We start from the raw sequence: 18022 nt of genomic DNA, 5'->3' as shown, positions 1-18022 counted from the left end.
CTGTAACGGAGAAGGGGGTCACCCTGGGGGTGGCAGGGTGTCGTGCGGGTGCGGGTGCGGGTGCGGGGGGTGGGCGCCGTGCAGCCGTTCCAGCACGTCATACGCCTCGGCCATGACGCGGGAGACGAGCTCCGCGCAGGACGGGAGGTCGTCGATCACCCCCGCGACCTGGCCCGATGCCATGACTCCGAGGTCCGTACGGCCCTCGACCATGGACGCCTTGAGGAGCATGGGGGTGTTCGCGGCGAGCAGGACCTGGCTCCAGGACAGGTCCTTGCCGTGTTTCATGGCCAGTCCGTCCCGAACCATCTGCGACCAGGTGAGGCCGGAGATCGTCCGGAAGCCCGCCGCGTGGCGGACCGCCCGGGCCAGCGCCCGGGTGCGGCCCGCCCGCTCCAGGGAGTCGACCAGCGCGGAGCGCAGCATGCGGTGCGGGAGGCCGTCGACGGCGGTGGTGACGGTGACGTCCTTGACCGTCGCCTTCAGGTACTCCGCCTTGACCGCGTCCGGGACGGTGGAGTCGGACGTCAGCAGGAAGCGGGTGCCCATGGCGATGCCCGCGGCCCCGTACGCCAGTGCCGCGACCAGGCCGCGGCCGTCGGCGAAGCCGCCCGCCGCGACGACCGGGACTTCCACGGCGTCCACGACCTGGGGAAGCAGGACGGTCGTGGCCACGTCGCCGGTGTGGCCGCCGCCCTCGCCGCCCTGCACGATCACCGCGTCGGCGCCCCAGGCGGCGACCTTCTCGGCGTGCCGACGGGCCCCGACGGAGGGGACGACGACCACGCCCGCTTCCTTGAGGCGCGCGATCAGCTCAGGGGAGGGGGCGAGCGCGAAGGACGCGACCCGGACCCCCTCGTCGATGATCAGCCGGGCCCGCTCGGCCGCGTCCCCGGCGTCCGCCCGCAGGTTGACCCCGAAGGGCGTCCCCTCCGGCGTACGGGACCTGACCTCGCGGACCGCCGACCGCAGCTGGTCCAGGGTCATCGTCGCGGAGGCCAGGATGCCGAGCGCGCCCGCGTTGGCCGCGCCCGCCACCAGGCGCGGGCCGGCCACCCAGCCCATGCCGGTCTGCACGATCGGGTACCGGACCCCGACCAGCTTCGTGAACGCCGTCTCCACCGGATCAGCCCCGCACTTCCCGGTCGCGCAGCCCCTCGGGGTCGATCACCTCGCGGATCAGCCGCAGCTCGTCCGCGGTCGGTTCCCGCGTGTACGGGACCTCCTCCGCGGCGGCCAGCTCGAAGCCGGTGGCGGCCCGGACCTGCTCCACGGTGACCCCGGGGTGCACCGACACCAGGCGCATCGAGTGGCCGGGCCCGGAGAAGTCGAAGACGCCGAGGTCGCTGACGACCCGGGGGAGCCGGTGGTACCGGGTGGCCGAGGGGCCCGCCGCCCCGGCGCGGTCGTAGCCCACCCCGCTGACCATGTCCACGCGCGCGACGAACACCCGGGGGGAATGCTTCGGGACCCAGTAGCTCACCGGGTTGTTCAGGGTGTTGACGGGCGCGCCGCGCACGCCGAGGAGCTGGCGGGCCGGCTGCTCCCAGTCGCCGATGCAGGAGATGTTCTGGTTGCCGAACCGGTCGATCTGGCTGGCGCCCATCATCACGTGCCGCTTTCCGCCGGTGACCATCGCCAGGTGGCGGCGGTACGGCAGCCACCCCTCGGCCGTGCCGTCCAGCCCGACGAGCATGGCCTCGCCGTCCGTCAGCAGCAGGTCGGGGGAGAACGTCCGCTTGGCGAGGCGGGCCCCGAAGGAGGGGATCAGGCCCATGGGGCTGGCGAGCACCTCGCCGTCGCCGCGCCAGGCCTCGGCGCAGGCGATCACGCAGTACTCGGCACGGGTGGCCGTAGGGGCGGTCACTGCTGCTCCTCGTGCCAGGTCCGGACGGCGCACTGGTAGTCGTGCTCGCCCGCGCCGGAGAGGAAGCGGGCGGCGAACTCGGGCCAGGGGGTGGTCGCGTACAGCTTCTGGAAGGCCTCGTCGCGGCCGTAGTCGGGGGCGCAGGAGGTGAAGTGCGCGCCGTTCGGGGTCTCGACGACCCCGGTGACGCAGTGGCGGCTGACGAGGAGTGACTGCGGGGGGCCGGCCTTGGAGAGCTCGGCGGTCTCGACGAGCTGCTCGCAGGAGAGGTACGCGGCGTCGGCGGCCTCGCAGAAGAGGTCGTCGAAGTACGGGTCCGGGCCCAGGTACTGGCCGTTGCCGAGGCGGTCGGCGCGGTTGAGGTGGACCAGGGCGGCGTCCATGCGCAGGGCGGGGACGGCGACGAGCTCCTCGCCGTCTTCGTACGGGGAGGTCACGGTCCGCAGCTCCGGGTTGACCCGCATCACGTCCGAGCCGAGGCCGGCCCGGACGGGCAGGAACGGCAGCCGGTTCGCGGCGGCGTGCAGGCCCCACATGAACATGGCCTCGTCGAGCTCGGTGAGGGCGAAGGCGGCGCGCTCGCGGGCGGCCCGGAAGTGGGGTTCCAGCGGAATGGAGTCCAGGGTGGCGAAGGGGGCGACGAGCCGCCGGATCCGTCCCGCGGCCGCCAGCAGGCCGACGTCGGGGCCGCCGTACGCGATCACGGTGAGATCGGTGATCTCCGAGCGGAGCAGTGCCCGCACCAGCGCCATGGGCTTGCGCCGCGAGCCCCAGCCGCCGATGCCGAGGGTCATTCCGCTGCGCAGCCGCCCGACCACCTCGTCGGGGGTCATCGTCTTGTCGGTCACGGGGTCGCTTCCTTCCCGAAGGTGTCACGGACCCGGTCGGCCACTCCGCTGAGGTTGGCCTCGAAGGTGAAGCCCTGCTCGAAGCGGTAGCTGCGGCGTACGTCGACGGGGTCGATGCCGTTGATGGCGGCCTTCGCCAGGCGGATCAGGCAGCCGTCCTTCCGCGCGATCTCGGCGGCCAGTTCCAGGGCCGCGGCGCGCAGTTCGGCGCGCCGGACCACCTTCCAGACCGAGCCGTGGGCGTGCAGTTCGGCGGCGGTCGCGGTGCGCGAGGTGTAGTAGAGCGTGCGCATCAGGTGCTGGGGGACCAAGCGGGACAGGTGGGTCGCGGCGCCGAGCGCGCCCCGGTCCAGTTCGGGCAGTCCGAAGGTCGCGTCGTCGGAGGCGACGATCGCGTCGGCGTTCCCGACCAGCCCGATGCCGCCGCCCAGGCAGAACCCGTTCACGGCGGCGACCACCGGCACCTCGCACTCGTACACGGCGGCGAAGGCCTCGAAACAGCCCCGGTTGGCGCCGATGAGGGAGGCGTGGCCGGGGTCGCGCTGCATCTCCTTGATGTCGACGCCCGCGTTGAAGCCGCGGCCCTCGGCGCCGAGGACCACGCACCGGACCCCCGGGTCGCGGCCGGCCGCGCGCAGCGCGTCAGCGAGGTCGTACCAGCCGCGCACGGGGAGGGCGTTGACGGGCGGGAAGTCGACGGTGACGAGTGCGACGCCCTGGTCCGGGCGGGAGGTGGAGACACCCATGAGCGGATCAGCTACCTTTCCACCAAACATTTGTTAGGTGAGGAAGGTAGCAGCCCATGGAGCTCGACGGGAGGGTCGTCGTCGTCACCGGGGGAACCCGGGGCGTCGGCGCCGGGATCGCCCGGTCGTTCCTCAAGGCCGGGGCGGACGTCGTCGTCTGTGCACGGCGGCCGCCGGACGAACCGGTGGCGGCGGCTGGCCGGGAGGCCTCGTTCGCGGTGCTCGACCTGCGCGACCCCGCCGCCGTGCAGGAGTTCTGCGCCGGGCTCGCCGAGCGGTACGGGCGGCTCGACTGCCTGGTCAACAACGCGGGCGGGACCCCGTACCGGCTGCTGGGCGAGGCGGACGCGCAGCGGCACGCGCGGGTCGTCGAGCTGAACCTGGTGGCGCCGATGACGGCGTCCCTGGCCGCGTACCCGTGGCTGCGCGAGAGCCGGGGCTCGGTGGTGATGATCGGCAGCGTCAGTGGCGGCCGGCCGTCGCCGGGGACGGCCGCGTACGGGGCGGCGAAGGCGGGGCTGGAGAACCTGGCCCGGTCGATGGCCGTGGAGTGGGCCCCCGAGGTACGGGTGAACACGCTGGTCCTCGGCATGGTGCGGACCGAGCTGTCCCACCTGCACTACGGGGACGCCGCGGGGATCGCGGCAGTGGCGGCGACCGTGCCGCTGGGACGGCTGGCGGACCCCGCGGACGTGGGCGAGGCGGCGGTGTTCCTGGCCTCGCCGCGGGCCGGGTATGTCAGCGGGGCCAGCCTGCTGGTGCACGGGGGCGGGGAGCGGCCCGCGTTCCTGGACGCCGCGACGGTGAACAGGGAGGCGGAGGCGGCCGCGGCGGAGGCGGCCGCGGCGGAGGCGGCCGCGGCGGAGGCGGATGCGGCCGCGGATACGGCGGGCGCGGGTACGGGTGCGGCGGGCAGGGGTACGGCGGGCAGGGGTACGGCGGGGACGGGCACGGGTACGGCGGGCACGGATGCGGCGACTGCGAACGAGGAGGACTGAGATGGGCATGGCCGAAGGCAGGGTCGTGATCGTGACGGGAGCGGGGCGGGGGCTGGGGCGGGCGCACGCCCTGGCTTTCGCGGCGGAGGGCGCGAAGGTCGTCGTGAACGACCTGGGGGTGGGGCTCGACGGGCTCCCGGGCCCCGGGAGCCCGGCGGCCCGGGTGGTCGCGGAGATCGAGGCGCTGGGCGGGGAGGCGGTCGCGCACGGCGGGGACATCGCGACGGGCGAGGGGGCCGCGTCGCTGGTCGACTGCGCGGTCGGCCGCTTCGGCCGGCTGGACACCCTGGTCAACAACGCGGGGTTCCTGCGCGACCGGATGCTCGTCAACCTGGACGAGGACGACTGGGACGCGGTGATGCGGGTCCATCTGAAGGGCCATTTCCTGCCGCTGCGCTCCGCGGCCGCGTGGTGGCGGGCGGAGGCGAAGGCGGGCCGCCGGGTGGCGGCCCGGGTCGTCAACACCTCTTCGGGGGCGGGGCTGTCGGGCTCGGTGGGCCAGGGCAACTACAGCGCGGCCAAGGCGGGCATCCTGGGGCTGACCCTGGTCTCGGCCGCGGAGATGGGCCGGTACGGGGTCCAGGTCAACGCGATCGCCCCGGCGGCCCGCACCCGGATGACGGAGCAGACCTTCGCGGAGACCATGGCGGCCCCGGAAGAGGGCGGATTCGACGCGATGGCGCCGGAGAACGTGTCCCCGCTGGTGGTGTGGCTGGGCTCGGGCGCCTCGGCGGGGGTGACGGGCCGGGTCTTCGAGACGGAGGGCGGCCGCATCACGGTGATGGAGGGCTGGCGCCCCGGCCCCACGGCCGACCGGGGCGCCCGCTGGACCCCGGCGGAGGCGGGGGAGGCGGCGGCGAAGCTCCTGTCGGCCGCGGAGCCCCCGCTGCCGGTGTACGGGTCCCGGTAGGCGGGTGCCCGGCCGGCCGGCGGCGGGCCGGTTGCGGGGTTCCGGTCATCTTGGGCCGCCCCGGGGGTGTCACCGCCCGGGGCGGGCGGGGTCGCCGGGCTGATGGGCGGGGTTCGGGAGGGGGCGGCGGAGTCGTCAGTTCCGGCCAGGGGGCGGGGGGCGGCGGGCGTTGGCCGTATCCGGGCCTTCCCCGTCCGGTTCGCCCGTGATGGCATGTGCATGCCGCATACGGAAACCGTGTGCGTGCCCATGCGGAATTCGATTCCGCCGGGCTCCGGACGAATGGGAGAAACAATGACGTCGCTCCGCAGACCCCTCGTCGGCGCGGCGGTCACGGCCCTCCTGGCCGTCGCCGCACCCGCGCACGCCGATACCGTCCCCACGCCGCCCGGGAGAATCACCGTCGACGTGGTCGGGGTCAACGGCTCGGGATGTCCGCAGGGGACCGCGGACGTCGCCGCGGCCTCCGACAACACCGCCTTCACCGTCACGTACAGCAACTACCTCGCCCAGACGGGCGCCGGCTCCGGCGGCACCGAGTTCCGCAAGAACTGCCAGCTCGCCCTGCGCATCCACGTGCCCCAGGGGTTCACGTACGCCATCGCCCGGGCCGACTACCGCGGCTTCGCGCACCTCCAGCGCGGCGCCTTCGGCCAGGAGCGCGCCAACTACTACTTCCAGGGCGCCGCACAGTCGGCCCGTACGACCCACCAGTTCAACGGCCCGTACTCGGACAACTGGCAGGCGAGCGACCAGACCGAGTACGCGGACCTGGTCTGGGCCCCCTGCGGTGAGGAGCGCAACCTCAACGTCAACACCGAACTGCGCGTCTACGCGGGCTCGTCGAACCCGCAGGCCCAGAGCTTCATGAGCATGGACTCGACCGACGGCAGCGTCAGCACGGTCTACCACTTCGAGTGGAGGCAGTGCACCGAGGCCTGACGGAGTGCGCACAGGAATCCCGACTCACGGCCAGGAGTGACAACGATGTCTCACCCCCTGTCCCGCACCCTGCTCACCGGCGGCGCCATCGCCGCCCTCATCACCGCGGCGGTGGCGACACCGGCCGGAGCGGCCGGTACGGGCACCGGCGGCGGTCCGATCACCGCGCCACCCGACAAGATCGTGATCGAGCTCGCCACCGTGAACGGATCCGGCTGCCGGGAAGGCACCGCCGAGGTGGCCGTCGCGCCCGACAACACGGCCTTCACCGTCACCTACAGTGAGTACCTCGCTCAGGTCGGCCCCGGCGCCCCGCCGACCGCCTTCCGCAAGAACTGCCAGCTCAATCTGCGCGTCCACGTCCCGTCGGGCTTCACCTACGCGATCGTCCAGGCGGATTACCGCGGATTCGCATTCCTCCAGCCCGGCGCGTGGGGACAGGAAAAGGCGAGTTACTACTTCCAGGGAATGCCCCAGACCTCCCAGCGGACGCACCAGTTCAACGGTCCGTTCAACGACAACTGGCAGGCGACCGACAGGACGGAATACGCCGACCTGGTCTGGGCGCCCTGCGGGGAGAAGCGCAACTTCAACATCAACACCGAGCTGCGCGTGAACGCGGGCACGTCCAATCCGCAGGCGGTGACGAGCTTCATGGCGATGGACTCCACCGACGCCAGCGTCAGCACCCTCTACCACCTCGCCTGGCAGGTGTGCCCCGGCCGATAGGCGGGCGGACCGGGGGCGGGGCCCCTGCGGGCTCCGCCCCCGACGCGTGCTCCTCCGGCCCGATGCGTGCCCCTCCGCCCCGACGCCTGGCCTTCCGGCCCGATGCGTGCCCCGGCTGCCGGGGCTGTCGGGGACGTGCGGGCCGTGAAAAGGGCCGGGCCCGGCCCCCTGGCGAGGGGTCGGGTCCGGGTCCTTCACTCGTGCGGTGGGGTATCGATACCCGCTCCACCCGCTCGCTGAACCGCGCCGGACCCACCATGTTGTCCGTCATCCGCACCGGGGCTCCGGAGCGGGCTCAGGGCCGGGGCCGGGGCCGGGCCCGGGCTCGGGCTCGGGCCGGGGTTCAGGAGAGCTTGCCGCCGTAGTCCGGGAGCTTGACGGTCCGTTCCGCGTGCCCGCCGACGAGGTCGCTCTGCTTGTTGCCGATGTTGGCGATGATCGTGTAGCCGCGGCTCTCGATCTCGGCGCGCTTGCCCGTCTTGTAGGCGCTGACCTCGTCGAACAGGTCGGGCAGGTCGCGGACGTAGAGCCCCGACACCGGGTAGCCGACGGCCTTGAGGTTGTACTCGGTGAGGGACTGGATGATCCCCGGGCGCGCGGTGACGAAGAAGATGGCGACGCCGCGCTCGCTCGCGTACCGGGTCAGCTCGCGGACCTTGGAGATCGCCGGGGTCGGGAAGGTCCAGAACCAGTGGAAGTCCGTCTCCAGCGAGGAGTTGTCGATGTCGAGGACGATCGCGGGCCGCTCGCCGGCCGGTGACGCGGCGATGCGCTGCTCGATGGCGGGCCGTACCGCGTCGATGACGGCGGCGACGTCGCGCTGCCAGGTGCCGTAGTCGATCCCGAGGATCGCAGCGTTGCCGCCGGGGGCGGAGGCGGTGACCGCGGAGAACGCGGAGACGCTCGCGGAGGTCGACGCCGCCGGGCTCGGGGCCGGGGCCGCCGAGGCGGTCGTGGCCGGAATCAGCGTCAGGACGGCGGCCGCCGCGACCAGTGCGGCGGCGGCGGTGCGGGGCGTACGGGACGTACGGGACGTACGGGTGCGGCGGGTGCTGCGCATGGGGGAGCGCTCCCTAGGTCACGAATTGACATGGACGCGACCAGGCTGGGCGATGCCCGGGCCCCCTGTCTACTGGCCGGTAAGTAACTTTTCGCGGCCGGGTGGTGAACTCCCGCTACGTGTCGCACTCCAGCACCGTGCGGCACAGTCCGCACCGCGCCCGCACCGGACCCCGCACCGGCAGGCGCAGCCGCTGATCGCAGACCGGGCAGGGGAAGCTCACCAGCGGCCCGGCTCCGTGCTCCTCGAAGCGGTACTCCGCCCCGCGCCCCGGGGTGGTCCCGGTCCGGCGGCAGCGGGCGTAGCGCCGCCGATCGATCGGGCCCGCTGCGGCGAGCGGCGCCCGGCGGTGGTCCCGGTCGGCCCGGGCCCGGCCGCGCACGTACGCCTCGTACGCCAGGGGGCTGGTGAACCAGGCGGAGAGGTCCTCGCCGAGGAGCCGGCCCCGGCGGGCGAGGACGTAGCCGAACTCCTCCGGGGTGAGGTAGCCGAACCTCTGGTGGGTCAGTGCGTCCTCGCGGTAGGCGTCGAGCAGCAGCCAGCCCGCCCCGAGGTAGGCGGCGGTGGTGTCGGTGAGGATCTCGTTGTCCGCGGTGGGCGGGAAGCGCAGGTCCAAGCGGTGCAGCAGGACGTGCGCGACCTCGTGGGAGAGGGCCGCCGCGAGGTCCCCGCGGCGGGTCCGGAAGCGGTCGCCGACCTCGACGAAGTACTCGGGTCCGGCCGTCAGTTCGACGGTGGCGGCCTCCTCCATCGGCCGGAAGGCGACCACCACGCGCGCATCGGGCAGCCGCAGCGCGCGGACCATCGCCGACGCCACCCGCTGCGCACCCAGGTGCAGGTCCTCCTCGGGCCCGAAGGCGGCGTCGGCGGGGGCGAAGCTGGTGTCGTATACGCGGATCCCGTCGGCCGACAGCCGGCGGAAGAGCGCGGTGATGGAGGCGCGGACGACGTCCAGGTGTGGAAATCCGTGCTCGACCGGCCCCCGGGGCCTGCCGTTCCGCGTCATCGGGTGCTCCTCGCCGCAATCCCTTTCGCCGGGACGGACAGTTGGCCAAAAATGCGTTCTTGATGTCGGCCATATGTGTGATGTGTCATGGACTCGTCATTCACCCGATGACACGCACAGCCCAACCCCCCACGAAAGGCAGTGTGTTGAGCGTGAGCACTCTTGTCCGCTTCATGAAGCGCACCCTCGCCGTCGGCGCCGTCGCCCTCGCCGCCGTCAGCCTCCAGCCCTCCAACGCCGGCGCCGCCCCGAGCCCCGTCGTCGGCGGAACCCGCGCCGCACAGGGCGAGTTCCCCTTCATGGTGCGCCTCTCCATGGGCTGCGGCGGCGCCCTCTACACCCAGCAGATAGTCCTCACCGCGGCCCACTGCGTGAACGGCTCCGGCAACAACACCTCCATCACCGCCACCGCCGGAGTCGTCGATCTCAACAGCTCCAGCGCGATCAAGGTCAAGTCCACCAAGGTCCTCCAGGCCCCCGGCTACAACGGCACGGGCAAGGACTGGGCCCTCATCAAGCTCGCCAAGCCCATCAACCTGCCCACCCTCAAGATCGCGGAGACCAAGGCCTACGACAGCGGCACCTTCACCGTCGCCGGCTGGGGCGCCACCCGCGAGGGCGGCGGCCAGCAGCGGTACCTGATGAAGGCCACCGTCCCGTTCGTCTCCGACGCCAGCTGCCAGAACGCCTACGGCAGCAGCCTCGTCCCGGCCGAGGAGATCTGCGCCGGCTACAACCAGGGCGGCGTCGACACCTGCCAGGGCGACTCCGGCGGCCCGATGTTCCGCCGCGACAACGCGAACGCCTGGATCCAGGTCGGCATCGTCAGCTGGGGCGAGGGCTGCGCCCGCGCCGGCTACCCCGGCGTCTACACCGAGGTGTCCACCTTCGCCGCCGCGATCAAGAGCGCCGCGGCCGGCCTGTAGTACCGACTCGTCCTTCCGGCCGGGACGGATCCGGCCGGAAGGACGAGGCGCAGCCCCCCGGACGTACGTAACCTCGTCCGGAGCGCCGTACGGCCCGAACACCGCCCTCCCCGTCCCGCGGCGCCCCTCCCGCGGCCCTCGTTGCGGTTGCGGGCCGCAGCGCGCACCGGTCTTAGCCGCCCGCCCCTCCGGCCGGACGCAGGCCGTCGGCCGCGCGGCGGCCGCCAGCGGCCGGGGCCCCGGCAGCGGCCGAGGGCGCGGGCCCGGCGCCGGCCGGGGGCGGCGGTGAGCCCGCTCGCCGGCTGGGCCCGCCGCCACCCGCACGCCGCCGACTGGATCCGCCTCGCCCTCTCCCTCGTCCTGCTCGCCCTCGTCACCTTCGAAGGCGTGGTCCTGGCCCGCCAGCCCAGCCTCCCGCACGCCGCCGTGTGGGCGTCCGGCATCCTCGTCTGCCTCAGCGCCGCGCCCTGGCCCGCCGTCCCCCTCCTGGCCCGCGCCTGGTTCGCGGCGGCCGTCACCTGGACCGCCACCCTCCTGCTGATCTTCGGCAACCACCCCCTCGTCGTCTGGGGCGGCGGCGAGGCCATCGCCCTCCTCGTCCTGCTCTCCCAGGTCCTGATCCGGGCCCCCACCCGCACCGCCGCCGTCCTCGGCCCGCTCCTCGGCCTCGGCTGCATGGCCGTGCCGGTGCGGGACACCGACCCCGGCCGGTTCACGCTGCTCTTCTCCGTACTGGCCGTGGTCGTCGCCGCGTACTCCCTCCTGCTGCGCCTCCAGTCCGGCCAGCGGGTGCGCGAGCTGAGCGCCGTACGGACCGCGGAGCGCCTGGAACTCGCCCGCGAGCTGCACGACCTCGTCGCCCACCACGTCACCGGGATCGTCGTCGAGGCGCGGGCGGCCCCGCTTCACCCGGGTCTCCGCCGAACGCGCCGCCGAGATCTTCGGCCGGATCGAGACCGCGGGCGACGAGGCCCTCGGCTCGATGCGCCGCCTCGTCAAGATCCTCCGCGAAAGCGACACGGCCGGGCCCCAGCCCGGAACCGCCCCGGTCGCGGGCCTCGCCGACCTGCGCGGGCTCACCGAGCGGTTCTCCGTCACCGGGCCGCCCGTCGCCCTCTCCGTCGAGCAGGGCCTGGCGGACCGGCTCCCCGGCGACGTCGCCACCACCGCCCACCGCATCGTCCTCGAAGCCCTCACCAACATCGGCAAGCACGCCGCCACCGCCACCGCCGTCCGGGTCGGCCTGCGGACCGTACCGGCCGGACTGGAGATCCGCATCGCCGACGACGGCGGCCGACCCGCCAAACTCTCCGACAACGCCCGAGGCGGCGGCTACGGCCTCGTCGGCATGGCCGAACGCGCCGAGGCCCTCGGCGGCCACCTCACCGCGGGCCCGGCCCCCGAGGGCGGCTGGCTCGTCACCGCCACCCTGCCCCTGTGAGGCCCGTCGCGCGAAACGCCCGGAGAGGCGCCGACCCGACCCGGTGGCCGTCTCATCCACCGACCGGCCCGGAGGACCACGCGCCGGCGCCACGTATTCTCGGGAACCATGAACAACAGCGCCACCGACCACGGCACGCCCCCGGCCGCCGGCGGGACCGACGAGAACGTCGCCGCCGAGCTGGCCCGACTGCGGGACAGCATCGACAACATCGACGCGGCCGTCGTCCACATGCTCGCCGAACGCTTCAAGTGCACCCAGCAGGTCGGCCACCTCAAGGCCCGCCACCAGCTGCCCCCGGCCGACCCGGGCCGCGAGGCCAGCCAGATCGCCCGGCTGCGCCAACTCGCCGAGAACGCCAAGCTCGACCCGGCCTTCGCCGAGAAACTCCTCACCTTCATCATCGCCGAGGTCATCCGCCACCACGAGACGATCGCCGCGGGCGAAGAGTAGAAGGCTGGGGTCCGGCCGCCCACTGCGGCAGCATGGGCCCATGTCCGCACTGACACGCACCGAAGCGCAGCTCCGAGCCCGGCTCCTCGACGTCCAGCACTACGCCGTCACCCTCGACCTCACCGGCGGCGACGACACCTTCGGCTCCACCACCGTCATCCGGTTCACGGCCCTCGCCCCCGGAGACACCTTCCTGGAACTGAAACCGGACGAGCTGCGCTCCGCCACCCTCGACGGAGACCCCCTCGACCCGGCGGCCCTCACCGACAACCGCCTCCCGCTCACCGGCCTCACCGAAGGCCCCCACGAGCTGCGCGTCGACACCCGCATGCGCTACTCCCGCACCGGGGAAGGCCTGCACCGCTTCACCGACCCCGCGGACGGGGAGACGTACGTCTACAGCCAGATGTTCATGGACGACGTCCAGCGCGTCTTCCCCGCCTTCGACCAGCCCGACCTCAAGGCCGTCTTCGAGTTCACCGTCACCGCCCCCGCACACTGGACCGTCCTCGCCAACGGCATCACCACGCGCACCGGGGACCGCGAAACGGACGGAGCCGGCGTCTGGCGCTCCGCCCCGACCCCCCTCATCTCCACGTACCTCGCCGCCGTCGCCGCCGGCCCCTGGCACAGCGTGCGCGTCGAACACGCCGGGCTGCCCTTCGGCATCCACTGCCGGCAGTCCCTCGCGCCCCACCTGGACGAGGACGCCGGGGAAATCCTCTCCGTCACCCGGGACTGCTTCGACCGCTACCAGGAGAAGTTCAGCGAGCCGTACCCCTTCGACTCGTACGACCAGGCCTTCGTCCCCGAGTTCAACGCGGGCGCCATGGAGAACCCCGGACTGGTCACCTTCCGCGACGAGTTCATCTACCGCTCCGCCGTCACCGAGACCGAGCGCCAGACCCGCGCCATGGTCATCGCCCACGAGATGGCCCACATGTGGTTCGGCGACCTCGTCACCCTCGCCTGGTTCGACGACATCTGGCTGAACGAGTCCTTCGCCGAGTACATGGGCTACCAGACCCTCACCGAAGCCACCCGCTTCACCGACACCTGGGTCGACTTCGGCGTCACCCGCAAGTCCTGGGGCTACGACGCCGACCAGCGCCCCTCCACCCACCCCGTCGCCCCCGCCCCCGAGGACGTCCCCGACACCGCCTCCGCGCTCCTCAACTTCGACGGGATCTCCTACGCCAAGGGCGCCTCCGCCCTGCGCCAGCTCGTCGCCTGGCTCGGCGAGAAGGACTTCCTGGCCGGCATCAACACCCACTTCGCCCGCCACAAGTTCGCCAACGCCTCCCTCGCCGACTTCGTCGACTCCCTCGCCGCCCACACCGACCTCGACGTCCACGCCTGGGCCGAGGTCTGGCTGCGCACCACCGGCATCGACACCCTCCGCCCGCGGATCGAGGACAGCCCCGGCGGCCCCGGCGGCTGGACCCTGACCGTCGACCGCGACGGCAGCCGCCCGCACCACATCGCCGTCGGCGTCTACCACCGCGACCCCGGCGACGGGCGGACCCTGGAACGCACCGAACTCCTCCACCTCGACGTCCCCTCCGACGAGGTCGTCTCCGCCGACGGCCCCCGCCCCGCGCTCCTCCTGCTCAACGACGGCGACCTCGGCTACGCGAAGGTCCGCCTCGACGACACCTCCGTCGAGACCGTCCTGAGCAGCCTGTCCGGCATCCCCGACGCGCTCACCCGCGCCGTCGTCTGGAACGCCCTGCGCGACATGGTCCGCGACGGCGAACTCGACCCGGCCGTCTACCTGGCGACCGCCGCGGCGCACCTGCCCGAGGAGGCCGACCTGGCCGTCGTCCAGGGCGTCCTCGCCTTCGCCCGCACCCAGATCGCCGACCGCTACCTCGCCCCCGCACAGCGGACCGAGGCGCTCGGCACCCTCACCGACCTGGCCCGCGACCTGCTGCGGCGGACCGAGGACGGCTCGGCCCCCGGCCTGCGGCTGGCCGCCGTACGCGTCCTCATCGACAGTGCCGCCCGCCCCGACACCCTCGCCGCCTGGCTCGACGACGACACGGTCCCCGGCGGCCCCGCACTCGACCCCGAACTGCGCTGGCGCATCCTGGCCCGGCTCTCCGTCCTCGGCGCGGCCGGAGAGGAGCGGATCGCCGCCGCCTTCGCCGCCGACCCCAGCGCCACCGGCGAGGAGGGCGCGGCCCGCTGCCGCGCCGCCCTCCCCACCCCGGAGGCCAAGGCCGCCGCCTGGGACCGCCTCTTCCACGACGACAGCCTCTCCAACTACCTGTTCAGCGCCACCGCCCAGGGCTTCTGGCAGCCCGAACAGGCCGACCTCGTACGGGAGTACGTGCCGCGGTTCTACCCCGACGCCGTCGCCCTCGGAGCCCGTCGCGGCCCGGCCATCGCCGAGGCCGCCGGCCGCTGGGCGTTCCCCGTCCACGCCGCCGACGAGGCCAACCTCCGGGCGGGCCGCGCCTGCCTGGAGAACCCCGAGATCCTCCCGCTCCTGCGGCGCAAACTGGTGGACCAGCTGGACGACCTGGCCCGCGCCCTCCACATCCGCACCCCCTGACACCCACCGCCGGGTCCCCACGAGGGACCCGGCGGGGGCCCCTTCCACCCCACCCGGAGCACGCCCTCCAGCCCGCCAGGAGCCCGGCTTTTCAGCCCGTCCGGGGTCCCAGGCCCGTCCTTTCCTCCGGAGTCCGCCCTCCATCCCGCCCGCCGTTTCCAGCCCGTTCGGGTTTCGGGGCCGGCCCTCCCGCCGGGAGCCCGCCCTCCAGCCGGTCCGGGGTCCGGGCCGGCCCTCCCGCCAGGAGCCCGCCCTCCAGCCCGTCCGGCGTTTGAGGACCGGGTCCGGGCGGAGCCCGGGGAACGGAGGAAGGGCGGGCCGGGGAGCAGCGCGCGCAGCGCCCCCCGGCACCCCCGGCCCCGGTACCCCCGCCCGCAGCGGCCCCGGCCCCGGCACCCCGCACGGGCACCCCGACACCCGGCCCCGCGCCCCGGCACGCCGGCCGCCCCCGCACCGACAACCCGGCCCGCGCACCGGCACACCCGTACCCCCCGCCCCCCGGGAGGCCACGGCTGAAAATCGTCCCCGGACAAACCCCGGCGGTTACCCCATTCGGGTCTGATCGTTGTACGGGCCGGGTGCCCCGCCCCGCCTCGGCGGGCGCGGCCCCACCCGCCCAGCCACCGGAGGGACACCGCATGACGGCGCTGCCCGGCACCCGCCCCCCGCCGCCCCCGCCGCCGCTCGCCGGCGGCCACTGCGGCCCCGACGCGCTGCGGCCCCTGCTCGACACCGTCCTCGACGCCCTGCGCACCGGCGCCGCGGAACGCGGCGGACCCCTCCCGGCCGGCGGGCCCGACACCACCACCGCCCGGGTCCGGGCCGCGCTCGGGGACGTGCTCCCCGCGGAGGGAACCGGCGACCACGAAGCGCTGCGGACCCTCGTGCACGCCCTCGCCGCCGGCGCCGCCGACCCCGCCGACCCGCTGTGCGCGGCCCACCTCCACTGCCCGCCGCTCGCCGTCGCGGCCGCCGCCGACCTCGCCGCCAGCGCCCTCAACCCCTCCCTCGACTCCTGGGACCAGGCCCCCGCCGCCTCCGCCGTCGAAGCCCTCCTCACCCGCGCCCTCGCCGCCGAGTTCCACCCGGACGCCCCCCACCCCGACGCCCTCGTCACCACCGGCGGCACCGAGTCCAACCAGCTCGCCCTCCTCCTCGCCCGCGAACGCCACGGCCCGGCCCTGACCGTCCTGCACGGCGCCAACGCCCACCACTCCGTACCCCGCGCCGCCTGGCTCCTCGGCCTCCCGCCCGCCGTGTCCGTACCGACCCCCACCGGCACCCTCCACCCCGCCGACCTCGCCGAGGCCCTCGCCACCACCACAGGGCCCGTCCTCGTCACCGCCACCGCCGGAACCACCGACGCCGGCCTCATCGACCCCCTCCCCGAAATCGCCGACCTCTGCGACCGCCACGGCAGCGCCGAACTCCACATCGACGCCGCCTACGGCGGACTCCTCGCCCTCAGCCCCCGCCACCGCCCCAAGCTCGCCGGCCTCGACCGCGCCCGGTCCCTCACCGTCGACCTCCACAAACTCGGCTGGCAGCCCGTCGCCGCCGGACTCCTCACCGTCCCCGACGCCGCCCTCCTCGCCCCCCTCGCCCACCAGGCCGACTACCTCAACGCCACCGACGACACCGAAGCCGGCCTCCCCGACCTCCTCGGCCGCTCCCTGCGCACCACCCGCCGCCCCGACGCCCTGAAGACCGCGGTCACCCTCCGCTCCCTCGGCCGCGACGGCCTCGTCCGCCTCATCGACCGCACCTGCGCACTGGCCGAGGACCTCGCACGGCGCCTCGACGCCCACCCCGGCTTCGAACTCCACGCCCCGCCCACCATCAGCACCGTCCTCTTCCGGCCCGCCCACGCCGACGACGAGCAACTCGCCGCCCTGCGCCGCACCCTCCTCCACGAAGGCCGCGCCGTCCTCGGCCGCGCCAGCGCCGACGGCCGCCTCTGGCTCAAAGCGACCCTGCTCAACCCCCACACCACGGCGCGGGACCTGGACACCCTCGTCGCCCTCCTGGAAGGCAGCACCCACCGATGACCGCCCACCTCGATGCGCCCCACGACCTCGTCGGAATCGGCATCGGCCCGTTCAACCTGTCCCTCGCGGCCCTCGCCCACGGCCTGCCGCAGCAGGGAGCGGGAGAACTCGCCACCGCCTTCTACGACCAGCGCCGCGACTTCCGCTGGCACCCCGGCCTCCTCATCGACGGCGCCACCCTCCAGGTCCCCTTCCTCGCCGACCTGGTCACCCTCGCCGACCCGGCCAGCCCGTGGAGCTTCCTGAACTACCTCAAGCAGAAGGAACGCCTCTTCCCCTTCTACTTCGCCGAGCGGTTCCACATCCAGCGCGCCGAATACGACGCCTACTGCCGCTGGGTCGCCGGCCGCCTCCCCGGACTCCACTTCGGCCACCAGGTCGACGCCGTCCGCTGGAACCCCGAACGCGACCTCTTCGAAGTCGACTTCACCCAGGTCGACGCCGACGGCGAAGCCGAAGCCCTCGGCCGTACCTACACCCGCAACCTGGCCCTCGGCATCGGCACCGCCCCGTTCGTCCCCGAACCGCTGCGCCCCCTCGCCGAAGCCCCCACCGTCCCGGTCATCCACTCCGCCGACTACCTCGACAACCGCGACCGCATCCTCGGCGCCGGCCACGTCACCGTCATCGGATCCGGCCAGTCCGGCGCCGAGGTCTTCCTCGACCTGCTCCGCGCCCGCCCCACCGGCCGCGAAGGCCTCACCTGGCTCGCCCGCACCCCCTCCTTCGCGCCCATGGAGTACTCCAAACTCGGCCTGGAGCACTTCACCCCCGACTACACCCGGTACTTCCACGCCCTGCCCGAACCGGTCCGCGACCGCCTCGTCCCCGCCCAGTGGCAGCTCCACAAGGGCATCGACACGGAGACCATCGCCGCCATCCACGAGGAGCTCTACCGCCGCTCCCTGCACGGCGGCTGGCCCGACGCCGTCCTCACCCCCGGCGTCAGCGTCCGCACCGCCGGCCGCGTCGCCACCACCAAGGTGGAACTCCACCTCGAACACCTCGAACAGGGCACCCGCTCCCGCCTCACCACCGACGCCGTCGTCCTCGCCACCGGCTACCGCGAACGCCCCCTCGGCAGCCTCCTCGCCGGCCTCGACCCGTACCTGCGCAAGGACTCCTCCGGCCGCCCCCGCATCGACGACAACTACCGCATGGTCCTCGACCCCAGCATCACCGGCAGCGTCTTCGTCCAGAACGGCGAACGCCACACCCACGGCGTCGGAGCCCCCGACCTCGGCCTCGCGGCCTGGCGCAGCGCCGCCATCCTCAACACCCTCACCGGCAAGGAGCCCTACCCCCAGCCGGTGCGCACCGCGTTCACCACCTTCGGCCTCGACCAGCGCGAACACACCCGCCCCCGGCCCGCCGGAGAACTCCTCCCGCTCGTCGAACACCCGTAGGCACCCATGCCCCGGCGGCCGCCGAACCGCCCCGCGACCGGCCGCCCGGCCCCACTCCGCCCCGGCTGTCGGCGCACCCCGGACA

General features: G+C 73.9%; 16 protein-coding genes and 1 pseudogene. 11 read left to right on the top strand and 6 right to left on the bottom strand.

Annotated elements, in window-relative coordinates; all coding sequences use genetic code 11:
- Positions 1-18 precede the first annotated feature (18 nt).
- The 4 genes from ACFWTC_RS02860 to ACFWTC_RS02845 are packed head-to-tail and all read right to left on the bottom strand — an operon-like array spanning position 19 to position 3461.
- The gene (locus ACFWTC_RS02860) at positions 19-1122 is read right to left on the bottom strand and encodes an NAD(P)H-dependent flavin oxidoreductase (RefSeq protein ID WP_384025409.1); all 1104 of its coding nucleotides are present in this window, start codon (positions 1120-1122) and stop codon (positions 19-21) included.
- A gap of 4 nt (positions 1123-1126) precedes the next feature.
- Entirely contained in the window at positions 1127-1867 is a 741-nt protein-coding gene (locus tag ACFWTC_RS02855) for a CoA-transferase subunit beta (protein ID WP_383915238.1), read from the bottom strand.
- A complete protein-coding gene (locus tag ACFWTC_RS02850; protein WP_384025406.1) occupies positions 1864-2715 on the bottom strand; it encodes a CoA transferase subunit A in 852 nt (283 codons plus the stop codon). Before ACFWTC_RS02850 ends, ACFWTC_RS02855 begins: the two co-directional genes overlap by 4 nt.
- Positions 2712-3461 (bottom strand): enoyl-CoA hydratase family protein, encoded by a 750-nt coding sequence (locus ACFWTC_RS02845; RefSeq protein ID WP_384025403.1) that lies wholly within the window; start codon positions 3459-3461, stop codon positions 2712-2714. Before ACFWTC_RS02845 ends, ACFWTC_RS02850 begins: the two co-directional genes overlap by 4 nt.
- Positions 3462-3517: 56 nt before the next feature.
- Between ACFWTC_RS02845 and ACFWTC_RS02840 the strand changes: the two genes are divergently transcribed.
- The 4 genes from ACFWTC_RS02840 to ACFWTC_RS02825 all read left to right on the top strand — a co-directional run bounded on the left by ACFWTC_RS02840 (position 3518) and on the right by ACFWTC_RS02825 (position 7040).
- Positions 3518-4459 carry an SDR family oxidoreductase gene (locus ACFWTC_RS02840; protein WP_384073983.1) on the top strand — a complete coding sequence of 314 codons (942 nt, stop codon included), beginning with the start codon at positions 3518-3520 and terminating at the stop codon, positions 4457-4459.
- A gap of 1 nt (position 4460) precedes the next feature.
- Positions 4461-5369, top strand: coding sequence for an SDR family oxidoreductase (locus ACFWTC_RS02835; RefSeq protein WP_384025400.1), 909 nt, complete (start codon positions 4461-4463; stop codon positions 5367-5369).
- Between the two features lie 294 nt (positions 5370-5663).
- On the top strand, positions 5664-6311 hold the full coding sequence (locus ACFWTC_RS02830; protein WP_383915233.1) for a DUF4360 domain-containing protein: 648 nt from the start codon (positions 5664-5666) through the stop codon (positions 6309-6311).
- A 45-nt stretch (positions 6312-6356) separates the two neighbouring features.
- Positions 6357-7040, top strand: a complete 684-nt coding sequence (locus ACFWTC_RS02825; RefSeq protein WP_383915232.1) for a DUF4360 domain-containing protein — start codon at positions 6357-6359, stop codon at positions 7038-7040.
- Positions 7041-7383: 343 nt separating this feature from the next.
- Here the strand turns inward: ACFWTC_RS02825 and ACFWTC_RS02820 are convergent, their stop codons facing one another.
- Together ACFWTC_RS02820 and ACFWTC_RS02815 are read right to left on the bottom strand one after the other, a co-directional pair.
- Positions 7384-8100 (bottom strand): HAD family acid phosphatase, encoded by a 717-nt coding sequence (locus ACFWTC_RS02820; protein ID WP_384025397.1) that lies wholly within the window; start codon positions 8098-8100, stop codon positions 7384-7386.
- Positions 8101-8215: 115 nt separating this feature from the next.
- Positions 8216-9106: a hypothetical protein gene (locus ACFWTC_RS02815; RefSeq protein ID WP_383915230.1), complete on the bottom strand. Its 891-nt coding sequence runs from the start codon at positions 9104-9106 to the stop codon at positions 8216-8218.
- Positions 9107-9279: 173 nt separating this feature from the next.
- Between ACFWTC_RS02815 and ACFWTC_RS02810 the strand changes: the two genes are divergently transcribed.
- The 7 genes and pseudogenes from ACFWTC_RS02810 to ACFWTC_RS02780 all read left to right on the top strand — a co-directional run bounded on the left by ACFWTC_RS02810 (position 9280) and on the right by ACFWTC_RS02780 (position 17937).
- The gene (locus ACFWTC_RS02810) at positions 9280-10032 is read left to right on the top strand and encodes a serine protease (protein WP_384025781.1); all 753 of its coding nucleotides are present in this window, start codon (positions 9280-9282) and stop codon (positions 10030-10032) included.
- Positions 10033-10707: 675 nt separating this feature from the next.
- Positions 10708-10896: pseudogene (locus ACFWTC_RS02805) on the top strand (two-component sensor histidine kinase); the annotation flags it as partial.
- A 118-nt stretch (positions 10897-11014) separates the two neighbouring features.
- A complete protein-coding gene (locus tag ACFWTC_RS02800) occupies positions 11015-11473 on the top strand; it encodes a sensor histidine kinase (RefSeq protein ID WP_383915229.1) in 459 nt (152 codons plus the stop codon).
- A 108-nt stretch (positions 11474-11581) separates the two neighbouring features.
- Complete coding sequence (locus ACFWTC_RS02795; protein WP_383915228.1) at positions 11582-11926, top strand: chorismate mutase; 345 nt, start codon at positions 11582-11584, stop codon at positions 11924-11926.
- Positions 11927-11966: 40 nt separating this feature from the next.
- The gene (gene pepN / locus ACFWTC_RS02790) at positions 11967-14483 is read left to right on the top strand and encodes an aminopeptidase N (RefSeq protein WP_383915227.1); all 2517 of its coding nucleotides are present in this window, start codon (positions 11967-11969) and stop codon (positions 14481-14483) included.
- Positions 14484-15121: 638 nt separating this feature from the next.
- Positions 15122-16531 (top strand): pyridoxal phosphate-dependent decarboxylase family protein, encoded by a 1410-nt coding sequence (locus tag ACFWTC_RS02785; protein ID WP_384025394.1) that lies wholly within the window; start codon positions 15122-15124, stop codon positions 16529-16531.
- Entirely contained in the window at positions 16528-17937 is a 1410-nt protein-coding gene (locus tag ACFWTC_RS02780) for a lysine N(6)-hydroxylase/L-ornithine N(5)-oxygenase family protein (protein WP_384025391.1), read from the top strand. The genes ACFWTC_RS02785 and ACFWTC_RS02780 overlap by 4 nt, the downstream gene beginning before the upstream one ends.
- Positions 17938-18022: the final 85 nt, after the last annotated feature.

Source organism: Streptomyces sp. NPDC058619, from assembly GCF_042717785.1.
Taxonomy (GTDB): domain Bacteria; phylum Actinomycetota; class Actinomycetes; order Streptomycetales; family Streptomycetaceae; genus Streptomyces.
Note: the sequence above shows the minus strand (reverse complement) of the source record. Positions and strands in the feature narration are given on the sequence as shown.

Bases quoted from the DNA above. Each gene is read 5' to 3' on its own strand.
- ACFWTC_RS02845 (WP_384025403.1), bottom strand. From the start codon at position 3,461: ATGGGTGTCTCCACCTCCCGCCCGGACCAGGGCGTCGCACTCGTCACC.
- ACFWTC_RS02840 (WP_384073983.1), top strand. From the start codon at position 3,518: ATGGAGCTCGACGGGAGGGTCGTCGTCGTCACCGGGGGAACCCGGGGC.
- ACFWTC_RS02835 (WP_384025400.1), top strand. From the start codon at position 4,461: ATGGGCATGGCCGAAGGCAGGGTCGTGATCGTGACGGGAGCGGGGCGG.
- ACFWTC_RS02830 (WP_383915233.1), top strand. From the start codon at position 5,664: ATGACGTCGCTCCGCAGACCCCTCGTCGGCGCGGCGGTCACGGCCCTC.
- ACFWTC_RS02825 (WP_383915232.1), top strand. From the start codon at position 6,357: ATGTCTCACCCCCTGTCCCGCACCCTGCTCACCGGCGGCGCCATCGCC.
- ACFWTC_RS02820 (WP_384025397.1), bottom strand. From the start codon at position 8,100: ATGCGCAGCACCCGCCGCACCCGTACGTCCCGTACGTCCCGTACGCCC.
- ACFWTC_RS02815 (WP_383915230.1), bottom strand. From the start codon at position 9,106: ATGACGCGGAACGGCAGGCCCCGGGGGCCGGTCGAGCACGGATTTCCA.
- ACFWTC_RS02810 (WP_384025781.1), top strand. From the start codon at position 9,280: ATGAAGCGCACCCTCGCCGTCGGCGCCGTCGCCCTCGCCGCCGTCAGC.
- ACFWTC_RS02800 (WP_383915229.1), top strand. From the start codon at position 11,015: ATGCGCCGCCTCGTCAAGATCCTCCGCGAAAGCGACACGGCCGGGCCC.
- ACFWTC_RS02795 (WP_383915228.1), top strand. From the start codon at position 11,582: ATGAACAACAGCGCCACCGACCACGGCACGCCCCCGGCCGCCGGCGGG.
- pepN (WP_383915227.1), top strand. From the start codon at position 11,967: ATGTCCGCACTGACACGCACCGAAGCGCAGCTCCGAGCCCGGCTCCTC.
- ACFWTC_RS02785 (WP_384025394.1), top strand. From the start codon at position 15,122: ATGACGGCGCTGCCCGGCACCCGCCCCCCGCCGCCCCCGCCGCCGCTC.
- ACFWTC_RS02780 (WP_384025391.1), top strand. From the start codon at position 16,528: ATGACCGCCCACCTCGATGCGCCCCACGACCTCGTCGGAATCGGCATC.